We start from the raw sequence: 21,647 nt of genomic DNA, 5'->3' as shown, positions 1-21,647 counted from the left end.
GCTTTATTTTATTAGAAATAAGTGCATAATTGGGGCGCGATCGCTGACAAGTTATAATTTATAAAAAAGCTGAATATGCGGCAGCCTGCAAGGAGTAACTCCAAATGACTGTTACTAAAAATTATTTCTACGTGTCAGTAGAAGATTATCTAGAAGGTGAGCGAGTAAGCCCCATAAAACACGAGTACCGACGAGGACAAGTCTATGCAATGGGCGGGGCAAAAAAGCCCCATGTAATTATCGCTAGCAACTTAGTAAGGCGGTTGGGGAATCATCTCAATGATAGCAACTGCGTTGTTCTATCGTCAGATATAAAAGTCAGAATTGAAGCTGCTGATTGCTTTTACTATCCCGATGTAACGGTAACTTGTGATGAACGGGAGAGAACTTCTACTGAAGATTTTATACTCTACCCATCTTTAGTAATTGAAGTTTTATCTAACTCGACAGCAGCTTTCGACAGAGGTGAGAAGTTTGCTGACTACCAAACATTAGAGACCCTACGAGAATATGTGTTAGTAAGTCAATCGGAGATGAAAGTTGAGTGTTTTCGTCTCAATGAAGAGGGCAAATGGGTGTCTGAAACTTACGTTTCTGGGGATGAAGTATATTTAGCTAGCGTGGATTTTAGGTGTCCAATTAGCTCAATATATCAAAAAGTTCCTGGGATTATATGAGCGGGGAAATAGGTGGGCATTGCCCACCATACATCACGAATTAGGTTATTTGAATAAGTTTCGTGCCGCAGCTAGAACAGAACTTAGAATTAGCTGGATTTTTAGTACCGCAACTGGTACAAAAAACATGAGTGCGAGGAGGCGCAGCAACACCACCACCATTATTTTGTGGAGGTTGTGCAGTACGATCGATAATTTCTACTGTTGGTGCTGCTACATTAGCATCCTTACTTTCACCCACATTTAACTTGCGCGTATTGATGACATCCAAAATAATTCTGTACTCGCGTTTGTAACTTAAACTATCCTTACCTCCTTCTTTTTCCAGCGCTGTTTCCCGCTGTCTGAGATATGCGATCAACTGATTGTATAAAGCCCGTTTTTGTTGTTCCGTTTCGGCTTCATTAAACTTTGCCGTCACCTGACGTTGAATTTCTTCTCGATCCGATCGACAAGTAGGAATTTCTAGCACTTGAACCGCTTCTTCCCAACTAGAAGCAATATCTACATTTTCAGAGTCAATTGCAGTTGCGCGAGTATACCGCACCAAGGTTTCTTTAAGACTGCGATTTTCTTCCAGACGCAGTACGCCCAAGGCTCTTGCTTGCACCACTAAGTTAAAAATAGCTGGATTCTCTGGAAACAAATCCCAAAACGGCGGCTCTTTTTGAATGTGGACGGGGATAGGAAGATCGCGGCTTTCTCCTCTCAATCGCGCTCGTTTCGCAGCGATTATTTGTCCCTTCCAATCTTGGTAAGATTGCCGTAAATCTGGCATTCCATCAATACAGCGAAGGGAAAATCCGCCTTTCTCTTGAACAAATACAATACGGTGGCGTTCTTGTTGTCCAAGGGGAGTAATAGCGTCGTCGCTTCCCACAAATTCTTGGATCAAAGGTATTAGTTTCTGCGCGGCAGGATCGCTGGTATTTCGTCCACCCAAGAGGGCAACTTTCGTATTATTTGCTGGTGTAAACCCTGCATCTTGTCCTGTGAGAACTTCGCGGGACAATAAAATTAGCGGCTGCGATTTTTGGTGGGCGATGCGGATATTGTTGCGGATGGCATCTTGGTCGTTTTGGAAGACTTTAAAGATGCGATCGCTTGCTGCCAATTCTCGCTTAAAATAGCTGCTTTCTGGCGCTTTTTCCACCACGCCTTTTGCTTTGTCAGCAATAATTTCTTTGAAGTCTTCATCCTGCACTTCCGCTAGCTGAGTTAAATCAAATAACTGCATCACTTCACCAGCGGCGCGAGTCTCTTTCCACAGAGGACTAGCATCTCTTAAAACATCTTCCGACATGGTGCTGCAAATTTGATCCAAACCCAACTCGTAACGGCTTTTGCTACCTTCTGACGCACCCGCTAGCTGCTCGATCAAATCTTGATATAACCGATTAAGTTCTTGTCTGTCGTAGAGCTTAATTCCATTAATTACCAATGCGTCAGCGCTAGCAGCTTGGCGATCTGCTTGTTGTTTAAATTCATCGCGGAGTTGGCGCAATTTTTGGTTCAACCGCGCTAAACGGCGCTCCAAAATTTCTAGATGTTCTTCCATTCTGGTTATCGCTTCCAGCGCCAAGCCTCTCGCTTTGCGCTGAATTGTAGCAACCAGGCTACCTTCTAAACCTTGCAAAGCGCGATCGCAATATTCTTCCATTTTGGCTTGTTTGGATATGCCAAATGAAGCTTTAAAATGAGTAATGTCTTGCAGCGACTTTTCGTATTCTTGCTGGCGGGAGCTTTCTTTTGGTTGCCAAATTTTCTCCGATTCGCGGCGAAACTTTTCAGCAGCATTAGTAAATAACTGGCGCACCGCCGTAATGAAAGCATCGGCAAATTTTGGCCCTCGATTGCGATCGCGCATGATATTGTAAAACTCCGCCTCTAGCGATTTCCTCCCTTGTTGGATAATCCTATTGCGGTTGTCATACATCTTTTGCAGGAAATCACCGTGCGATCGCTCATCAGGACTTAACTCCCGCATGTGGTTGGCGCGATACTCGTCCACCTTTGGCTTCAGGTAGACATCCACAAATTCTAAAATTTTGCCTTTCTCCGCACCCAACATATTCAAGCTTTGCTGAGTGCATTGCAATTTATTGTCCGTTGCTACTTCATTGCGGATGCTGTTAATCCAGTTAGCTATTTCAGCCACATAAGACTTATCACCTGCTGAAGATAAATCTGCTAAAATTTCCCCTTCAGTTAGGCGCATCCGTTTAAGAATATCTGTTTGCACCAGTTCAAAAACATTAGGGGGTAATTGCACGGATTCATTCAGCCACCAACTAACTAAATCTGTAGCAATTCGATTAGATAAAGACGTGCGAATTTGAGCAAGAGGAATCTCAACCGTAGCGAGTCCAAAGCTCATAAAATTCTTAGGATAACCGCGTCCGCCTGGGTCTTGCGAAGCCCACGCCGATTTAATATTATCTCGAATAGATCGCTTGTGCGGAGAGAAATCAGAAGTAAGATCTAAAAATATATTTTGTGCAATTAATTCTCGCAGTTGGTCGAGTTTAAACTCGCTGTCACCATTCTTAGTACCTACCAAATAAGTAAAATCAAAAGGTGCTTGCGAGGTACGAACTTCATCGACACCTTGACCGCTAAATTGAGATAAATACTCAGTGCGATAGTCGGAATAATAGCTCAATTCCATGAGTGCAGCGTAGCCATTAGCGAGGACGCGATCGCCCACATTAATCCCCGCAAAAGCATTAGGCATCGGCACTATTGCTGTCACCAACGGGCTAGCTTCACCCCGCAACCAGTGGCGGATGCAATAACCTATATCTATCAGCATCCCGCTACCCGTACCGCCCGAAAGAGAACCAGCGACAAATACGTTTAAACCAGTGCTGCTTACCTTTATTCCATAGCGATCCAGCATGAAATTTTCGCGTCCTTTAATCCGCTTGCAGGCTTCGCTAAACTTCTGCTGAATTGCGTGATAATTGCAAAAGAAAGCAAATCGACCGCAGGCACGAATTTGACCAGCGCCAGCCTCCAAAGCGCCCAAATTTCGTTCTAATTCTCTGGGAAACCAGCTATCAATCCAGGGGAAATTGCTCATGTTAGAAACCATGTTTCTAGATTCCTTCCCCGTAACACTTGCCCAGTGTCTCTCGTTATCTTTTAAAGGAGAACCCGCAGCCTCTGGATTGCTAACTTTGTAATCGCGGTCTGTATCAATAACTAAGAAACTTATAATAGGAAAATTTTTGAGGCTGCCATAGGTTTCTTCCACTAAACGGCGCACCCGTGCTAACACTTCATGTCCAGTTCCACCGATACCCACCAATACAGTGGGAACCATAGTTTTTTCTTCTACTGCTGCCATGATGTTCTCCTTTTATAAGTAGAAACGCTATTAATATAATTGGTGGGCAGTGCCGGGCTACATAACTTGGTCAACACGCTGAGAAAAAGGGTAAATTTATGGCACGTAAAAATTGCCAAACTAAAATCGGTGTTAAAGCGCTCCAAAAAAAGGCATTTCCAAGGGAAAGTTGTCCGGCGAGAGGCATTTCCAGCTTAAAAAACCCTTGAAATACCCACCGATCTAGTGGCAGCGTTAGCAACCACATTAAAGCAATCCAAGCGCCGCTCAGCCAGAAAATAATCCATTTAATATTACTGTTAAAACGGGTAAAAAATTGGTTGGTAAAGAACGCTTCTAGATTATTCACATCACCAGATACATAAATACCTTTAGTTGTTGTGGCAGCGGCTTTCAGTTGCGGCGCTTCTGCTCCCACGATCGCTACATTGATCCTAACTCTCTTCTTCTTTGCCTCGGCGATAATGGGCGGCGATACTGATGCTTCGCCATCGGTAACTAGCAGTAACTCGCGGCAGTAGTTTTGAGTGCGGCTGAGAGCTTCTGTAGTTTTTTGAATTGCTAGATTAATGTTTGTTGTGCTTGAGGCTACTCTCTGGGGAAGGTCAGGACTTTGTAATACTTGGGTTAATTCAGTTTCTACCCGTTCGCTGTCAGTTTTAAAACCATTCGTAAGGGGTACCACTAGACCCCCAAACCCAAAAACTTGAATCTGGTTTTGGTTGCCAATTTGCAACTGTTGGGAGTTTTGTTTCAGATATGCTTTCACGGCTTCGACTTCTTGATACATGACGCTGCCGGGATAGTTAAAACTCGCTCCATAGGTGCTGGAACTGAGATCGATCGCGATCGCTACTGCTACTGGCGGTCTACCCAATCCCAACAGCCAAAACAAAGCTGCTGCAACTAAACAACCTGCCATGCACATCAACGGAATCTGAAACAGCGGATAGACCCACAGACTGCGACGAGAAATACTCACGAGGCTAATCCTGAAGTTTTTTAACAACTTTGCTACTAGGATATTAAGTTATTTAACCGCCGATACACGCAATTTATAGCAGAGGAATAATATGCTAAGTATCTACGTTTATCTGCTATAGGCTGCGGTTGAAAACATCCTACCTCCCTAAATTGGGTTAAATTCATACTTAGACCCAGGCGGGCCGTTTTGACCTTTGACGGCTTTAACCAAGGGAACTTCGTTGAGAACGTTAAAATCAGCCGTCGTGCCGCTGATGGGAATTCCCTGGTTCAGTAGCTGGGAAACTCCCGGACGGCTGGGGTTTTGGGTCAAGGCAGACGCTAACGCTTGAGTTGCATCATAAGCGGTTGCCGTCCGCCAGCTAACTCTTCCTCTCCAGATGCTAGCGGATTGTTGAGCAAATGGGTCGTTTGGCTGGGAACTCCAAGGTACAGCTAGCACGATGCCGTTAATCGCGTCGCCGCCTTGCGTGAGAATTGTGGGGTTATAAAGTTCGTCGCCGCCTAGCAGTTGTAGGGGTGTACCGGATTTGGCATTGGCTTGCGCGATCGCTACTGCGCGATCTACTTTGTTTTTACTCAGCGCAAAAACTGCAATTTTCGCCCCTGCTTTACTCGCATTGCTTAGTTCAGTTGCGGCGTTAAAGCTGCCATCGGCTACGTCTACTTCTTTAACGACTTTGCCGTTAACTCCAGACAACGCTGTAGTAAACTGCTGCTTTAGCTGCTGGCTGTAAGGACTATCTGAGTTGTGGAAAACTACAACAGCAGGCTGTGACGATTTTTGTTTGGCGTATTTTGCCAATGTAGTCCCGACTGTTTGCAGATAGTTTCCTAATAACTCGTTGGCTTTTTTAGCCAGCGAGATCGTTTGTAGCCTAGACTGACCGCCTTCGCCTGGGGTAATGCTGGTGCTGATGGGGGAAAGCGCCGTTAGTCCGTTTTGTTCGTACATGGCGATCGCTTGGCGAGATCCATTGTCTACGCCATGTCCCAGCACTGCCAACACGTTGGCCGAGTTAATCAAATCTTGCGACAGCGAAGCCGCTTTTAGTGGGTCAACATCGTTAACTATGACGACTTCCAACAGCCGCGCTGGAGATGATTGGTTAAACTTATCTTGAGCTTGTCCGACTCCCCGCAAAATTTCCTTAGCCGAATCTGGACTAGGCGTGACGGGAACAACTGTTGCCATTGTTAGCGGATTTCCTGCTTTTTTGGCTTTGGCGTTGTTCAGGTAAATTCTAGTTTCCGGGTCGTTGGGGTCGGCGGTGACGGCTTGCTGGTATCGCGCGATCGCTTCATCCCAGTTCTTCTGTGCAAAAGCCGCCGCGCCTTGTTGCTTTGCTGCATTCGCCGCGCCAGGTAGCAAAATCTTCTCTCCCTGAGAAATCAATTCCGCATTAGCCGCAGTTGCACTCACTATAGCTTGCGGATCTGCTGCGGTTTCCCCTGGCTTGACGCTAGGAGATTCAGTCACTTCCCTGCTACTTAACGCAGGCTTATCGCCACGCTGTAGAAAAGTATATAAACCAAACCCCGCAGCGAGGGCAATTAGTATCCCCAATAAAATCGCTATTGGTAGTGGCGTAGAAGGCTTTGATATTACAGTTCGCTGACTTGGCGATATTTTCTGAACTTGCTGCGTTTTTGCGCCAATAATCATTGCCTCTTTAGGCAAACCACACACAAGGCAATCTGGCCCGTGATTTTCCTGCGGTGTATGGGGTTGATTGCTAGCATACTGTTGGTCGTTATTTTTGGGAACACCATCGCAAACCCATTTGCCTTGAGGATTCAACTTTCCGAATCTCCGTTGTAACCCGTTAAATTCATTGTAGTAATTTAAATCATCCCTCTACCCCAGGCTGTGCCATCCTCATCGGCTGTCACAAGTATTAACTATTGTTACAATCAAATTCCTCATGCGGCGTACTTTTGGCCTGTAACTGCCATCTCAGGTATGATTTGCCATATCGTTCCTAAATAAGAATGTGCGTTTAAATGGCTCGACTGAAGATTGTTACTAACTTTGATGGCAACTTTACTCTTGAACCCGATGCTAAACAAACTTTGTTTAGTTTATTAACAGGGGAAAGTTTTATTAAGCAGATAACTCAACAACTACAATGTCAGCAAGTAGAGTTTACCGAACTACTTTTTCAGCCAGTTCCTTACAGCAACGCCACGCCTAAAGGAATGCCTGCGGAATACGAAGCTTACCACGCATCTGAAGAACACGTTATTGTTAACGTCCCGCCTAATTTTATGTTTCAGGCGAAAATATTTAATCCCAGTCGCTTGTGTGCGATTTATAGAAAAGTTGCATAATTTTATCGTTCCCAGGCTGTTTCTCGTTACCCGGCTGTGCCGCTTTCTCGTTCCCAGGCTGTGCCTGGGAATGCATATGAGGAGGCTCTGCCTCCATTCAAATAGAGGCAGAGCCTCATAACTTGCGTTACTAGGCTGGAGCCTGGTAACGAGAAACACAAGAAACAGCCTGGTAACGATAAAAACGAGGAAATGCTGGAGTCTGGTAACGAGGAAATAACGAAAATACGAGGGAAAATAACTATGAACGCTGAAACAGAAATACCTTCACTTGCAAGTTTAGAATATATCCCTTACGTTGATGAAAATGGAGATTTGCCCAATAATTTACAAGGTAAAATTGGGGTATACGCAATTTTCGATGGCGACAAAGCGCTGCAATTAATTAACTATTCTCGCGATATATATCTCAGCCTCAAACAACATTTAGTGCGCCAGAATGAAAGCTGCTATTGGGTAAAAGCACAAACCAGCGATCGCCCTAATCGCACAATTCTAGAAAATATCCGGGATGCCTGGATAGAAGAAAATGGGGCAATCCCTCCCGGAAATGGCACTGACGCCGCTAAATGGATCGATCCTATCGATGCAAAACTACAGATGACCCCTGAAGAGCAGGCGAAAATTACAAGTCCAATGATAGATGAAGTAGTACAAGCAAAACTGATAAAAAATGTGGCAAGGCGAGTTGAAGAAGAAATTTTGGCACAGTTGAAAGCGCGTGGCGTTCAAGCCGAAATCCGCTTCAATCCAAAATTAAAGGAAAGCGGCTTGCTCGATCTAAAATAGCCACCAAACAACTAAGGTAGGCAATACGAAACCTACAAATTTCCGCAACGAAGTACGCGATGCTCTTTACAGAGCCGCTAACGCGCTAACGCACCTCACATGAACCAACAACTCTTAAACAATCGCTATCGCATTCTCAAAATTCTGGGCGCGGGTGGATTTGGCCAAACTTTTCTGGCAGAAGATAGCTATATGCCTTCTGGGAGAAAGTGTGCAATTAAGCAACTGAAACCCCAGACGAACGATCACCAGATGTTCAAGGTGGCTCAACAGCGGTTTGCGCGTGAAGCGGCAATATTAGAGGATGTGGGTGAAGGTAGCAATCAAATTCCCAAATTGTACGCTTACTTCGAGGAAGATAAACAATTTTACCTCGTGCAGGAATTCATCGAGGGTCCAACTCTAACCAAGAAGGTAGAACAGCAAGGCAAACTTTCTGAAAATGAGGTTAAAGATATACTGGCGAGTCTGCTGCCCGTTTTGGATTACGTCCACAACAAGCGCATGATTCACCGGGATATCAAGCCGGATAATGTGATTATTCGACAACGCGATAATAAGCCTGTATTAATTGATTTTGGTGCTGTGAAAGAAAGCGTGGGCGGGGGGGTAAACTCCCCTGCTAACAACGCCTCGATGGTAATTGGCACGCCTGGATATATGCCGCCTGAACAGGCTGCTGGTCAACCCGTTTACTCTAGCGACTTGTACAGTTTGGGCTTAACGGCAGTTTTTCTGCTTACGGGCAAGTCGCCGCACGAGTTGCAGACTGACCCGCGCACGGGGGAAATTTTGTGGCATCAGCAGGCATCGAGGGTAAGTCCCAGCTTGGTGTCTGTGTTGGATAAGGCGATCTCATCCCATCCGCGCGATCGCTACTCTTCTGCGGGGGAAATGCTCTCAGCGTTGCAGTCTGGCGCTGTTGAGCCTGGTGTTGCACCCTCTGGAGGCGGGGGATTGTCTAACATGGCAACTGTGGCAGTATCCCCAGGTGGACGCAATCCCGGCGGTTCATCGCCCCAAAATGCCCCGCAAACTGTTCCGAACCAAGTACCAGCAGGGGGGCCGATAATTGGTCAAGGCCAACCACCTTGGCTGAAAGCAGCGTTGATTGCAGGCGGTTTGGTGGCTTTGGCTTTAATCCTAATTCTGCCTTTCACCAGAACGCCGCGCCAAACTGCGTCTAAAGGCACGGGGGAGACAAGAAATGAGACGCCAACCTCTCCAAGCGTGCAAGATCCGGGGAGAAATGAGCGATCGCCCGAACCAGATCCGGATCGTTCCCCTACAAGGCGCGATGAAGAGACGCCGCCACCAGTGGTTCCAGATTCGCCATCGCCTTCGCCAAGGCGATCGCCAGTAGTGTCAGATTCGCCATCGCCTTCGCCAAGGCGATCGCCAGTAGTTTCAGATTCGCCATCACCTTCTCCCGTGCGATCGCCAGTAGCATCGGAGTCGCCATCGCCTTCGCCAAGGCGATCGCCAGCAATTGTCGTCCCCGTACCTACGCCATCAACTGCACCAGAGCGATCGCCCTCTACTCAACCACAAATATCGCCACAACCCACCAACCCCAACCAAAATCCTGGATCTAATAGCGGCGTCACGTTTCCTGTAGGTACGCAAAGAAGAGACGTAGAATCAACCCTCGGTCAACCATCCAGAGATGTTAGCGGTCGTTGGAAGACCCGCGCTGTAGTCTATGAATTAGGCCAGATCGACTTGGGCTACTTGTACGACCGTAATTCTGGACGCATTCGCCAAACTGAGGCATCCTTTAGGCGCACGGTAGATCTTCCGATAATGACGGCTGCCTTGGATGAAATGATAGACGGCGGCGCAACGGATAGCATTAAAGAGGGGCTGCAACTCGTGCAACGGCGTCGATCTGATTCTTTCACTTTTAGGAAAGGATCGTTACAGGGTCAGATCGTGCGACAAAATTGCGGTGATATTTACATCAGCATTTGGGAGCAAGATTTACACGATTTTGAGCCTATAGAAAAAAGCCAAAGATGTTAAAGAGTGTTTGTGGGTAATGGGAGTTTTTATTACTCGCAAAGCATATCTGGCGATCGCGCAATCTAGTATGGCTGCATCCCGAATTTGCCAATCACCAACAGACTGGAAGTCCCCGCTATACAAACCCGCGTCCGCCTGCGCGGACTCAATTCAGCCTGCCCCGCAGGCTTTGTTTGCAGCGCCGCGATTTCAATCGCCAGGTATTTTGCAAAAGAGAATTGCACCCATCTCATAAAACGCGATCGCCAGATAAATTATAAAAAAATCACGCACAATTTTTCACAATAAAATGGCTTATGCACGCCATTCTCTAGCCTCCTTTTTAGAGAGATTTACAGGAAGCTGTATTTAAGCCATGAATAATATAGAACATTGGGTAAACACATCTTAATTTTTTATTTTAGGAAATAAGATAAAGAGCTTATTTTTTTAGTGGTTCTGATAGTGTTTGGAAGGTTGTGCTAATTTTAGCTCGTCCGCTCCAGGGAATTTCCGAGGTTAATTTTCATCACTCCTCCCTTTACCCCCACTTTTTGTCAATGAACTCCCAAGTGGCTTCGAGGAACTCTCCATTGGGCAAAATAATACCAACTCAAATGAAATCGCCCAAGTCAAATTCCCCGATAGCCCCAGTCAAATCAACGTTGAACAGCCCTCCGAAATTAATCATGTCCCAAGTGGCTCCGGACACGTTGACGTTTCTCATATTGCAGTCTTGGAACTCGGCATTACTTATTTCGGCACCTCGGAGGGTAGCCCCTTCGAGATCAACGGAGACAAGGTAAGTGTGTTGCAAGAAAGCACCATCCAAATTGACTCCTCTCCAGTTGGCATCATTAGAAACAACACGAGTCAAATCAGTTTCGGACAAATTAGCCCCTTCCAAGTTAACTTGATGGAGCCAAGCATCCCTCAAATTGGCTCCGGACAAATTAGCCCTACTCAGGTTGGAATCAGCCAAATTAGCCCTATTCAAGTTAATTCCGGGCAAATTAGCTCCACTCAAATCCATCCCCTGCAAACGAGATCTTCTAAAATCTCGCTCCCCAGCAGCATATCGCTTGAGCAATTCCTCGACAGTTATTTTCATACTTCAATTCCTGCATCCATTTACACCCTCAACAATAGCGCCCAAATCCTCTGGAATTCGCTTTTTTCACCTTATAATTAACTCGCGATCGCACAGATATAGGTCGATAGTGTAACCTGGAAAGAAAACTATTTTAAAGTCGCACTTAGCACGTTGATGAACCAGCCTGGACGCGGGAGGGATGGTGATTCAGCTATACAAAGGTAAATAGCCGATGCATTTTAGTTGTTTAGAATAAGAGCGATCGCTACTGCGAAAAAATCTCAAATGCATATAAATTTATGAAAGCACCCTCTGTCGTTCTGTTCTCGTTGCTGTTGGGTCTAGCTGTGCAAATAGCGCTTCCCGCGTACAGCGCCCCTCCTCGCGACCTTGGGAACGCCTTCGGCAAAGTAGAGCGCGATCGCCTCCTCTTTTGTTGCCTAAAAATGAGCTTTCTATCTTAAGTCTCTACCTGCAATATTTAAGTATTAGGGTGGGCATTGCCCGCCTATCAATACGGTGTCTGTATCGCTCCTCTTAATAGGCGATCGCGCTAATATATAGAAGCAAATTACCCTCTAAATAAATTGTCTTTAGAGTATTTTCCCTTTTGGCAATAAATACCTAGCACGTCATGATAAATTCCCGTTTTAAAAAAATAAGCGTTTGGGTTTGCCTAACCAGCCTTAGCCTTTTAATTTGCGTTTTAATGTCATTTCCAGGAGTGACACAATCAAGCAACATTAAACAAGCAAAACCAGTAACTATTTTAAACGAAGCTTGGCAAAAAGTTAATGAAAACTTTTTCGATCCAAAGTTTAACGGCGTTGACTGGAAGGCAATGCAGATAAAGTACGATCCTTTGGCAAAGCAGGCGAAATCTATAGACGAAGTATCGCCCGTTATCAACCAAATGCTCTCTGAATTAAACACTTCGCACACCCGCTTCTATACAAAATCCGAACCTGCATATTATCAACTAATTGGTATTTTTGATAGAGGTGGTTCTTTTAGCCAACAAATTGCCAAAGTTCTTCCTAACGGCAAATCAGACTACACCGATATTGGAATTTTCACAAAGTTGATAGATGGTAAAACTTTTATATCAGGAATTATAGATGGAAGCCCTGCTGCAAAAGCTGGTTTAAACGTAGGGGATAGAATAATTGGGGTTGATGGTAGCGAGTATCAGCCAATTAAATCCTTTACCGATAAAGCAGGTAAAGAAGTCCAAATATCGGTTCAAAGAACCAGCGATCCAAACAGCATCAAAAAGATAACCGCGATTCCCAAGAAATTAAATCCCAGGACGCTTTTCCTAGATGCGATGCAGGACAGTATCAGAATAATCGACCGCGATCGCCAGAAAATCGGTTACATTCATATCTGGTCTTACGCAGGCGATCAATATCAGCAACAGCTTGTCCGCGAGATTACCTATGGAAAACTTAGAAATGCAGATGCTTTGATATTGGATCTCCGAGATGGTTGGGGCGGAGCCGATCCAAATTACCTTAACATTTTTACCGATAAAGTTCCCGTATTGACTCAAACATATCGCGATGGAAGAAGCACTAAATTAGATTGGCAATGGCGGAAACCAGTGGTGATGCTTGTCAACAATGGCACAAGAAGTGGCAAGGAAATCCTCGCCTATGGTTTTAAGAAATACAATATCGGCAAAGTAATTGGAACCAAAACGGCTGGTGCTGTTGTTGGTGGAAGTCCCTTCTTTTTACAAGATGGCAACCTGTTGTATTTGGCTGTAGTAGATGTTTTGGTTGATGGAGAACGCCTGGAAGGAAAAGGAGTAATACCAGATATTGAAGTGCCGTTTACCTTAGAGTACGCTGAGGGAAAAGATCCGCAATTAGATACAGCAGTTAATGTTTTAGCGTCAGCGGTTACTACTAATACCAAGTAATAAGTTTTGAAAAAGTAGGTTGGGTTGAGGCAATGAAACGCAAATAAAACTCATCTTACCTTAAACTATGTTGGTGGTTCATGGCGATTAACCATGAACCATGAACAAAATCCTTAACTGTTCTTTGGCTTGGGAATCGTAATATCTACCGATGTTACGTTTCGCGTCAAACTTGTCAGCGGCGGCTGAATTGCGGCTGCATTTCCTACTACTAGAGTCACGATATTTTCGGGTTGTAGGTATTTTTCGGCAACGCGCTTTACATCCTCGATTGTTGTTGCTTCCACCCCTTTCTGGAAACGGAAGATAAAATCATTCGGGTAGCCGTAGTATTCGTATCGGATCAACCGCGATAAAGTTTGAGAAGGGTCTTGGAAGTTGAACACAAACGAGTTCAGCACAGATTCTTTAGCATAGGCTAATTCTGCTGTCGTAATAGGTTCGCTGCGGAGTCGCTTGATTTCACCAAGCATAGCCTGAATGAAAGGTACAGTAGTCTCCGAACGAGTTTGTCCCGCTGCGATAAACGTACCGGGATAGTCATATGCAGCATCCCAATAGCCATAGACAGAATAGGCTAAACCTTGGCGCGATCGCACTTGATTAAACAGCCTTCCCCCGAAACCGTTCAACACACCATTCAACACGCTCAAAGCCGCATAATCAGGGCTATTTCGCTGACCGCCCAAATGCCCCATCTGAATATAACTCTGAGTTAATTGTGGCTGATTCACCATAAAAATACCCCCCGTCTTCGCTTGAGACGCAGACGGAACGGGTGGTATTTTCAGTTGGGGATTTGGCTTCCAATCCCCGAACTTCTCCTCAATCAGTTGGCGCATTGCCTTACTGTCAAAATCACCAACAATACCCAAAATCATATTGTTGGGATGGAAATATTTCTGGTAGAAATCCACCAAATCATCGCGGTAAATATTATCCACCGTTGAATACTCTACCGTCCGCGCATAAGGGCTATTTTCGCCGTAGACTAACTTCTGGAACTCGCGGGCAACAATACCATTGGGGCTGTCATTTCGCCTCGCAATTCCTCCCCGCTGTTGCGTCTTAGCTAAATCCAGTTTTTCTGGAGAAAAAACTGGCTGTCTAACTACCTCAGCAAACAAGCTAAAAACTTCATTCAAATCTTCACTCAGGGCACTAAAATCTGCGCTAGCGTCCGCCGTACTAACCCCGGTTTCAATAGCAGCCGCCCGTTGTTCTAGCATTTGGTTCAATTGATCCGGTGAGTGCGCCTTTGTACCGCCAGTACGCATCACTTCTCCCATCAACGCACCCAAGCCCACCTTCTCAGATGGTTCCAAGCGATCGCCCGTGCGAAAAACCGCTGTACCGTTCACTAAGGGAAGTTCGCGATCCTCCATCAGATAAACGATCGTACCGTTATCCATCACAAAGCGCGTGTAATTCGGCAACTTAATTTCCGGCAAGGGCGGAAATTTCAGATCGGTATAATGCCGCGCATCTGCCGCGATAGAAAAGTCAAAAGTAAAAAGTGAAAAGACTAAAGAAAGAACCAACAAATAAAGAAACTTTCTCTTTCTTTTTGCCCCTTGCTTCTTACCTTCTGGATTGCTCTTTTTCCACTTACTCAGCCCAAACCACTGCATTTTATTCTTCCTCAATCTTGTTCTGCTTTCTCTGCGACTCTGAGGTTCGTTTAATCATCCCTCTTTAGGGAGAATCCGCCCGATAGTGCGGTTTTGGGCAGTAAACATCTCCTTAGCCACGCGCTGAAGATCCGCTGCGCTGACAGCCGCGATCGCATCGAGTTCCTTAAACAAGTTGCGCCAAGATCCCGTTTTCACATCGTAATCTACCAACGACTGAGCCATGCCCATATTAGAATCGAGCGATCGCAACAACTCAGCCCGCGCCTGTGTCTTCACCCGATCCAACTCCATCGCCGATACAGGCTCGTTTTTCAGCCGATCGATCTCCTTGCTCAAAGCAGCAGCCACCTCCTCCACTGTATGACCGGGAGCAGTTAGCGCATACAACAGCATCAAATTCGGATGCTTATCTCCGGGAAAACCGCTAAATCCTAAAGCCGACAACGCTACTTGCTGTTGTTCCACCAAAGACTTATACAAGCGAGACGTGCGACCATCACTCAACAGCCGACCCATAATTTCATATACTGCTTGGTCGGGATGATTCCTCGCCGGACGATGGTATCCTTCCAAATACCAGGGCTGGGAAGTCAAGCGCAGCGTCACTTCCCGTGTTTCCGTCTGCGGTGGTTCTTGGGGTAATTGCTCCTTAGCTACCGTTTTTGCCTTAAAGCGACCGAAGTAAACCTGAGCTAACTCTTTCACCTGAGATGGGTTGACATCTCCCACTACAGCAATTGTTAACTTACTGGGAACGTAGTGAGCATCGAAAAAGTCCTGCACATCTTTTCGAGTCAGATTGCGGATGTCTTGGGTGTAGCCTATCACTGGTCTGTGATATGGATGCACTTTAAAAGCTTTCTCTAGAAAAGCCTCAATCATCTGACCGATGGGAGAATTATCAGTCCGCAGCCGTCGCTCTTCTAGAATGACTTCCTTCTCTTTATAAAATTCTCTAAAGACCGGATCTAGAAATCTATCCGACTCTAGGGACATCCAAAGTTCTAACTTATTAGAGGGAAAGCTATAGAAATAGCTCGTGGCTTCTGTCGAGGTAGTTGCATTAAGGCCAACTCCCCCAGCTTGTTCTACTATCTGACCGAGTTCATTTTGCTTGGCATATTTAGTTGCTTCGGCTTCAACTTTGGTAAATTCAGCCTGTAGCTTGCTAACCTCATCATCTTTCTTAGCAGCTTTGGCTATTTGAATTTGTTCGGCTAATCGATCGAGGCGGTCTAATAGTGGCTTTTCTTCCTGGTAGTTCTGCGTTCCAATGCGCGTGGTTCCCTTAAAAGCCAAATGCTCTAGAAAGTGAGCTACCCCCGTTTTTCCATCGGGTTCGTCGATACCGCCGACATCGGCATAAGTGAGAAATGAAACTACAGGTGCTTGGTGTCGTTCGAGGACAATAAACTTGATGCCGTTGTCCAGGCGAAACTCTGTTACCTGCTGGATAACGCGGTCTAGGTATGGCTGGATTGAAGCTTTGGTTTGCCGTTGTGTTTCCGTGCGTGCCAAAGCCATTTGTGGCAGCATTCCCCACACCAACAGCGCGACAGTAAAGAAAGCGACAATAGTTCTCAGGGGCGATCGCGTTGGTTCTCGTCTTGACGCTATTCGCCCGCGATCGCTGCGGTAGGATGAATTAATTTCCCTGGAGTTAAACCCAGTAAAAGGCATTGACATAAGCTGTGACAACAATCGACTGAACTGCATCATAAACTACAAACATCAAACCGCACTATTAATAGCATAGAGACTGGATGATGCTCTTGTGGGGAATAGGAGTCTGTAAGAGGGATTGATTTACCGCTAATAACTAGCAACTAGCGGTAATGGTTAATTATGAATTAATTCATAATTTATGCTTCGCGCGATCGCCGTTCTTTCAATTTCAGTAATATTTCCGCATGAACTTCGCGCGTAAGCGGATAAAAATAAGCCAACACTAAGCCACAAATTAAAGCAACAGTAGGCACCGGGCCAATAAAAAGGCGAATAACCCAAATTACAGCCTCATCTTGACGTGGCAGCGGTATATCACCTGTGGGCTTAACATATCCAGCCCAAGCCAAGCTTGAAAGCGCTAAATCTACTGCAATCCCCAAACAAACTTTTTGCACAAACGTAATGAAACTATAAAAAATACCTTCGCGCCGCTGACCAGTTCTGAGTTCATCTAATTCAATTACATCTGGTAGCATTGACCAAGGAATTAGATAAGCAATCGAGACGCCAAAGCCAGCCATCACCGCCAATACATACATCAGCGCTACTTGGTCGCTTGGCAAAAAAAACAAGCCAGCTTGTGCAATAATCCACAAACTCATCCCCATAAAGTAAACGCCTTTTTTACCTCTTTTCTGGCTAAGGCGATTCCAAACAGGCAACATAGCGATCGCGGTTACTTGGACGGCGAGGATTACAAAAACAACCGCCGAAGGATCGCCCAAGCCCATACAGTTACGCACGAAATAAGGAATAATAGCGGCTGTTAGCTGCACGCTTAACCAAGAACACAAATAAATACCAACTACATATAAAAACGGTCGATTTCTCAAAACATCTTTTAACTGTTGCAGCAATGGGGCTGAAACTGGCTGTTCTGTCTCTGGGTGTTGTGCTGATACTTCTGCTACCCGCGCTTTGGTTCCCCACACGCACCAATACAAAGGTAATACCGAAATAATTGTAATAACAATTCCCATCACCAAATACTGTTGGCTGGGGTTATTACGAAACACTGGTAATGATTGAATTATTCCGAATATGATGACTGAAAGGATACTGCCGCCAATAGAGAAAGTAAAGCGAAAGCTATTAAGCCGGGTGCGTTCGTTGTAGTCTTGCGTTAGTTCTGGAGTCAGGGCGGTATAGGGTACGTTGACAACAGTATAAAAGGAGTTAAATAGGATGGAAATAATCGTGTAGTACCAGAACATCCCCCACTGATTACCGCTGAAGGGGTTAATCCACTGCAAGAAAAAGAATATTCCAAAAGGAATCCCTCCTAATATCATCCAGGGATAGCGTCGTCCCCAGCGAGATTTGGTTTTGTCGCTAAGTACGCCCACTAAAGGATCGTTTACGGCATCCCATACTTTGCCAACTAACTGAGTCTTACCCGCTAATTGTGGATTTAACCCGGCAACATCTGTGAGGAAGGGTGACAGGTAAAAAATCAACATATTAGCTGTCATAGCTGGCCCCATATCCCCCACGCCATAAGCCACTTTGGTGCTAAAATTCAGTTTTTCACTCTCTGGGGTGACATCAGAATGATCGGAGGGAACATTATTCGTCATTTACTTTGATACAGAATTAGTAGTTATTACTTGCCCTTTAGTATCTAATCTAAAAGCTCGGCGATCGCGCTAATTATGACAGACCTTTACGTGTCATGGTCACAGTACCACCAAAACATAGAAAAGTTGGCAGCAAAAATCTATCAGTCTGGTTGGGACTTCAACCAGATTGTCTGCCTTGCTAGGGGCGGGCTGCGTGTGGGTGATATTCTATCGCGGATTTACCGCCAGCCACTAGCGATTCTAGCTGCCACTTCCTACACTGGCACAGGCGATAGGGTGCGGGGTTCCCTCACGTTTTCGCATAATTTAACTATGACAACGGCGCACTTAGGCAGCAAAATTCTCTTAGTCGATGACTTAGTTGATTCTGGTATCACCCTCGATGCAACTGTCAAGTGGCTGTTTCAAAACTACGGTGGTGATGTTGCACAAGTGCGTACAGCAGTTATTTGGTATAAAGCTTGCTCGTCTGTAGTACCGGATTACTATGTAGATTATTTACCAGGCAACCCTTGGATTCACCAGCCTTTTGAACGATACGAGCAAATGGATTTAGCTGAATTGGCAGCAACTTATGAGCCATTAGCCGTTACAGATTAGCCTCTGTAAAAAAAATCGCGATCGCACTTGCTGAAAATTTCCTGTTTAGAAGCGGGCGATCGCGTCTATTTTCTCCATATTTATATCTAGTTATGTTTGATTAATATCGTGCATATCTATAAACTCAGCAATCAATATTAGGCTGTGTAACTAACAATAAAAATCGAACAATTAATAATAAGTTAGACAGCAAATAGCAACAACAAAACTGGTAGAGTAACGATAAGCGCGATCGCCCCAAGCGCGATCGCTGTAACTGCCATATCACGATCTAGATTGTAAGCCTCTGCCAAGATTAAAGTTGCAAAAGCTGGAGGCATAGCCATTTGCAGTACAATAACCAACTGCGGTGCCCCCGTAACGCCCAACAGCCGAACCGCGCCGCCCACCACAAGGGGAACCAGCAACATCTTAATCGACAGGCTAATTGACGCCTGTCGCCAACTTCCCCAAGAAGACAACTCGCTCAACCGCATCCCAATAAGCACTAGGGCAAAAGCGATCGCGCTCCAAGCAGACACTCGCAGCAATTGTTCAACTGACTCAGGAAGCGGTAGGTTGCGAAAAGCCAACCCCAACCCAAAACTCCACATTGCAGGGTTTTTCACAAAGGTGAGAATTAATTGCCCTACGCTCTGTGTCCCCATGCCAAAACGAGCCGCGAGGATAACACCCAAGCCGTAGGCTCCCAGCGTGCTGCCCAGTAAGTCATAAAATATTGCCCAAACAAAATATTTCTGCCCGACTATAGCCAGGGTAAGCGGATAGCCCAGATAGCCAGTGTTACCTACCATTGAGGCAAGTATAAAGCTGCCCTGAGTTGCTTTGCTCCAATTCTGGTGCGAGTAGGCGCCGCTCCAAGCCCAGGCTAATCCAGCTCCCGCTAAAATAGCAACCCAAGCAGCTACAGGTGCAATCAAAATCGACCCGGATAAGTCCGCGCCGCGCAGGAAGGAGAAAATACCGATGGGCACGCCAATCCAGAACAGAAACTGACCCAACAATGCCGGAACAGCCTTGGGCAGCAGGCGTCCTAAAACCCATCCCAGCAAGACTCCGCCACCAAGCTGCACGTACAGTTCCAACAGCCGAGTTCCTAAACTGGACATTGTTTTATGTGGTGCTAGCAGTAGTTGTAAACTGCCATTTGTATCATACTAAGTCAGCCTCTCTTGATGTTTTGCGCGATGCTTAACCAGGGTGGGGCTGTGATGAACCTGGCTGCGTTTAGAATTCTTGTAAAGTAAAAAAACTAATTAATGAGGAGTGGCTACCTTGGATAACGCGGGTTTGCCGAAGAAACCACCAAAAATGTTGCCACCGCCGCAGGTGGATGATATTCCTGTTGCGTTGCGGAATACGCCTGCGCCCCGCCGCCGATATCGGTTGAAGCCGCTATTGATAATTGGGAGCGCAGCGGGATTGATAGCGATCGCCCTAGGCGTTGTCGTTGCTATCCTGATAACACCCAAATCGCCGGAAAATTCGGCCTCAACTGAGCCAGCTGTAACCAGCAGCCCAACGGCTTCGCCTAGCGATGCCGATACTTTGTTGGGACACTTTGCCTACGAAGAAGTACCCGCGTCGGAACTTGCACCGATTACACCAGATGGTCGCCTGCAAATGCGTAAAGCTGCGGCCAAACAATATAAGGCGATGGCAGCAGCAGCACGGGCTAATGGCGTCATTTTGGTGCCGATTTCAGGATTCCGCTCTATAGCCGAGCAGAAGCACTTGTTTTTTGATGTCAAGGCGCAACGAGGACAAGATGCCAAAGAGCGGGCAAAAGTTAGTGCGCCTCCCGGTCACAGCGAACATCACACTGGCTATGCGGCGGATATTGGCGACGGAAATGTACCCGCAACTAACCTGAGTCCAACTTTTGAAAAGACTGCTGCGTTTAAGTGGCTTCAGGCAAATGCAGCTCGTTTCAGCTTTGAGATGTCTTTTCCCCGCAATAATCCTCAAGGTCTAAACTATGAGCCTTGGCACTGGCGTTTTGTGGGCGATCCCCAGAGCTTGGAAACATTCTACAAGGCTAAGGAAAGCCAGAAGCCAACACCAACAACTGGGGAGCCAACACCAACAACTGGGGAGAAATAATGAGTTATTAACTAGAAATTATGAATTACTTTATAAGTATCCTTCGCTAGCCCCTAAGTTAATGCAGCAAACAGCTCTGAATGCGATCGCTATAGGCGTTTTTTTGATGACGCTTACCAGCTTGTTGGGGCCGATGTTCAATTTGTCGCCCGTTATACCCGCGATCGCTACTTTTACCATCCTGGGACTCGCCACTCTCGACAGTTTCACCTGGCAAGGCAAAGGTGGAACTATTCTTCTGGAGTGGCTTGCAGGTGTCGATCCTAAAAGGCGCGATCGCATTGTCCGACACGAAGCTGGTCACTTCCTGGTTGCCTACCTGTTCGATATTCCCATCACAGGCTATGCCCTCAGTGCTTGGGAAGCTTTGCGACAAGGCCAACCAGGACAAGGCGGCGTCGCCTTTGCCCCCCTGGAATTAACCTCACCAATACCCGCTGTTGTTATCGAGCGCTTCTCCACCGTATTGATGGCTGGCATTGCCGCAGAAACTCTGGCCTATGGCAGCGCTCTCGGCGGCGACGACGACCGCCAGCAACTCAGAACGGCTCTTACAGCTCTGGGGCGTCGGCAAAATGAATCTTTACAGCAAGAGCGATTTTCAACTCTGCAAGCAACTACTCTGATTAAGCAGCAGTGGGCTGCCTACGAAGCCTTGGTAACTGCTATGCAGCAACGCGCCTCGGTAGAAGAATGCTCTGCTGTTATCGAACAACATCGCTTGATTAGTGAGGGGTAATTGAGAATAGTTAGGATTTATTAGCTAGACGAATTTAATTATTTGTAGGCTCGGTAGTTACCCATCAAACCCTTGCAAATGTTTGTTTCGTACCTATCAAGATAAATTTTAATTC

The 21,647-nt window shown here is 46.0% G+C and carries 17 protein-coding genes; 8 read left to right on the top strand and 9 right to left on the bottom strand.

Annotation, left to right across the window (positions count from 1 at the left end; genetic code table 11):
• The first annotated feature begins 104 nt into the window (after positions 1-104).
• Positions 105-677 carry a Uma2 family endonuclease gene (locus tag H6F77_RS12870; protein ID WP_190489087.1) on the top strand — a complete coding sequence of 191 codons (573 nt, stop codon included), beginning with the start codon at positions 105-107 and terminating at the stop codon, positions 675-677.
• Between the two features lie 40 nt (positions 678-717).
• Here H6F77_RS12870 and H6F77_RS12865 read toward each other — a convergent pair whose 3' ends face one another.
• The 3 genes from H6F77_RS12865 to H6F77_RS12855 form a co-directional block, all read right to left on the bottom strand.
• The gene (locus H6F77_RS12865; RefSeq protein ID WP_199321310.1) at positions 718-4,026 is read right to left on the bottom strand and encodes a tubulin-like doman-containing protein; all 3,309 of its coding nucleotides are present in this window, start codon (positions 4,024-4,026) and stop codon (positions 718-720) included.
• Between the two features lie 70 nt (positions 4,027-4,096).
• On the bottom strand, positions 4,097-5,008 hold the full coding sequence (locus H6F77_RS12860) for a vWA domain-containing protein (protein ID WP_190489086.1): 912 nt from the start codon (positions 5,006-5,008) through the stop codon (positions 4,097-4,099).
• A gap of 147 nt (positions 5,009-5,155) precedes the next feature.
• Complete coding sequence (locus tag H6F77_RS12855) at positions 5,156-6,811, bottom strand: ABC transporter substrate-binding protein (protein ID WP_190489084.1); 1,656 nt, start codon at positions 6,809-6,811, stop codon at positions 5,156-5,158.
• A 203-nt stretch (positions 6,812-7,014) separates the two neighbouring features.
• Here H6F77_RS12855 and H6F77_RS12850 point away from each other — a divergent pair, with 203 nt between their 5' ends.
• The 3 genes from H6F77_RS12850 (at position 7,015) to H6F77_RS12840 (ending at position 10,152) form a co-directional block, all read left to right on the top strand.
• On the top strand, positions 7,015-7,341 hold the full coding sequence (locus H6F77_RS12850) for a hypothetical protein (RefSeq protein ID WP_190489082.1): 327 nt from the start codon (positions 7,015-7,017) through the stop codon (positions 7,339-7,341).
• Between the two features lie 243 nt (positions 7,342-7,584).
• On the top strand, positions 7,585-8,130 hold the full coding sequence (locus H6F77_RS12845) for a GIY-YIG nuclease family protein (protein ID WP_190489080.1): 546 nt from the start codon (positions 7,585-7,587) through the stop codon (positions 8,128-8,130).
• A gap of 99 nt (positions 8,131-8,229) precedes the next feature.
• Positions 8,230-10,152: a serine/threonine-protein kinase gene (locus H6F77_RS12840; protein ID WP_190489078.1), complete on the top strand. Its 1,923-nt coding sequence runs from the start codon at positions 8,230-8,232 to the stop codon at positions 10,150-10,152.
• 62 nt (positions 10,153-10,214) lie between these two features.
• Here H6F77_RS12840 and H6F77_RS12835 read toward each other — a convergent pair whose 3' ends face one another.
• On the bottom strand, positions 10,215-10,385 hold the full coding sequence (locus tag H6F77_RS12835; protein ID WP_190489077.1) for a hypothetical protein: 171 nt from the start codon (positions 10,383-10,385) through the stop codon (positions 10,215-10,217).
• Between the two features lie 359 nt (positions 10,386-10,744).
• Positions 10,745-11,242, bottom strand: a complete 498-nt coding sequence (locus tag H6F77_RS12830; RefSeq protein WP_190489075.1) for a pentapeptide repeat-containing protein — start codon at positions 11,240-11,242, stop codon at positions 10,745-10,747.
• A gap of 706 nt (positions 11,243-11,948) precedes the next feature.
• Between H6F77_RS12830 and H6F77_RS12825 the strand changes: the two genes are divergently transcribed.
• Positions 11,949-13,148, top strand: a complete 1,200-nt coding sequence (locus H6F77_RS12825; RefSeq protein ID WP_309228839.1) for a S41 family peptidase — start codon at positions 11,949-11,951, stop codon at positions 13,146-13,148.
• Between the two features lie 113 nt (positions 13,149-13,261).
• On the opposite strand, the gene H6F77_RS12820 is transcribed toward H6F77_RS12825, so the two are convergent.
• The 3 genes from H6F77_RS12820 to H6F77_RS12810 form a co-directional block, all read right to left on the bottom strand.
• Entirely contained in the window at positions 13,262-14,779 is a 1,518-nt protein-coding gene (locus tag H6F77_RS12820; RefSeq protein WP_190489062.1) for a M16 family metallopeptidase, read from the bottom strand.
• 54 nt (positions 14,780-14,833) lie between these two features.
• Positions 14,834-16,318, bottom strand: a complete 1,485-nt coding sequence (locus H6F77_RS12815) for a M16 family metallopeptidase (RefSeq protein ID WP_242022129.1) — start codon at positions 16,316-16,318, stop codon at positions 14,834-14,836.
• Positions 16,319-16,644: 326 nt separating this feature from the next.
• Complete coding sequence (locus tag H6F77_RS12810) at positions 16,645-18,087, bottom strand: MFS transporter (RefSeq protein ID WP_190489060.1); 1,443 nt, start codon at positions 18,085-18,087, stop codon at positions 16,645-16,647.
• Positions 18,088-18,162: 75 nt separating this feature from the next.
• On the opposite strand from H6F77_RS12810, the gene H6F77_RS12805 reads away from it, so the two are divergent.
• Positions 18,163-18,690, top strand: a complete 528-nt coding sequence (locus tag H6F77_RS12805; RefSeq protein ID WP_190489058.1) for a phosphoribosyltransferase — start codon at positions 18,163-18,165, stop codon at positions 18,688-18,690.
• Positions 18,691-18,872: 182 nt separating this feature from the next.
• Here H6F77_RS12805 and H6F77_RS12800 read toward each other — a convergent pair whose 3' ends face one another.
• On the bottom strand, positions 18,873-19,799 hold the full coding sequence (locus H6F77_RS12800) for an AEC family transporter (protein WP_190489056.1): 927 nt from the start codon (positions 19,797-19,799) through the stop codon (positions 18,873-18,875).
• A gap of 166 nt (positions 19,800-19,965) precedes the next feature.
• Between H6F77_RS12800 and H6F77_RS12795 the strand changes: the two genes are divergently transcribed.
• Entirely contained in the window at positions 19,966-20,793 is an 828-nt protein-coding gene (locus H6F77_RS12795; protein WP_242022125.1) for a M15 family metallopeptidase, read from the top strand.
• A gap of 61 nt (positions 20,794-20,854) precedes the next feature.
• Positions 20,855-21,532, top strand: a complete 678-nt coding sequence (locus H6F77_RS12790) for an ATP-dependent Zn protease (RefSeq protein WP_190489054.1) — start codon at positions 20,855-20,857, stop codon at positions 21,530-21,532.
• The last annotated feature ends 115 nt before the right edge of the window (positions 21,533-21,647 follow it).

The sequence above is a fragment of the Microcoleus sp. FACHB-831 genome (genome assembly GCF_014695585.1).
Classification (GTDB): Bacteria; Cyanobacteriota; Cyanobacteriia; order Cyanobacteriales; family FACHB-T130; genus FACHB-831.
The sequence above is the reverse complement of the archived record's forward strand: the minus strand, read 5'-3'. Positions and strand labels throughout refer to the sequence as shown.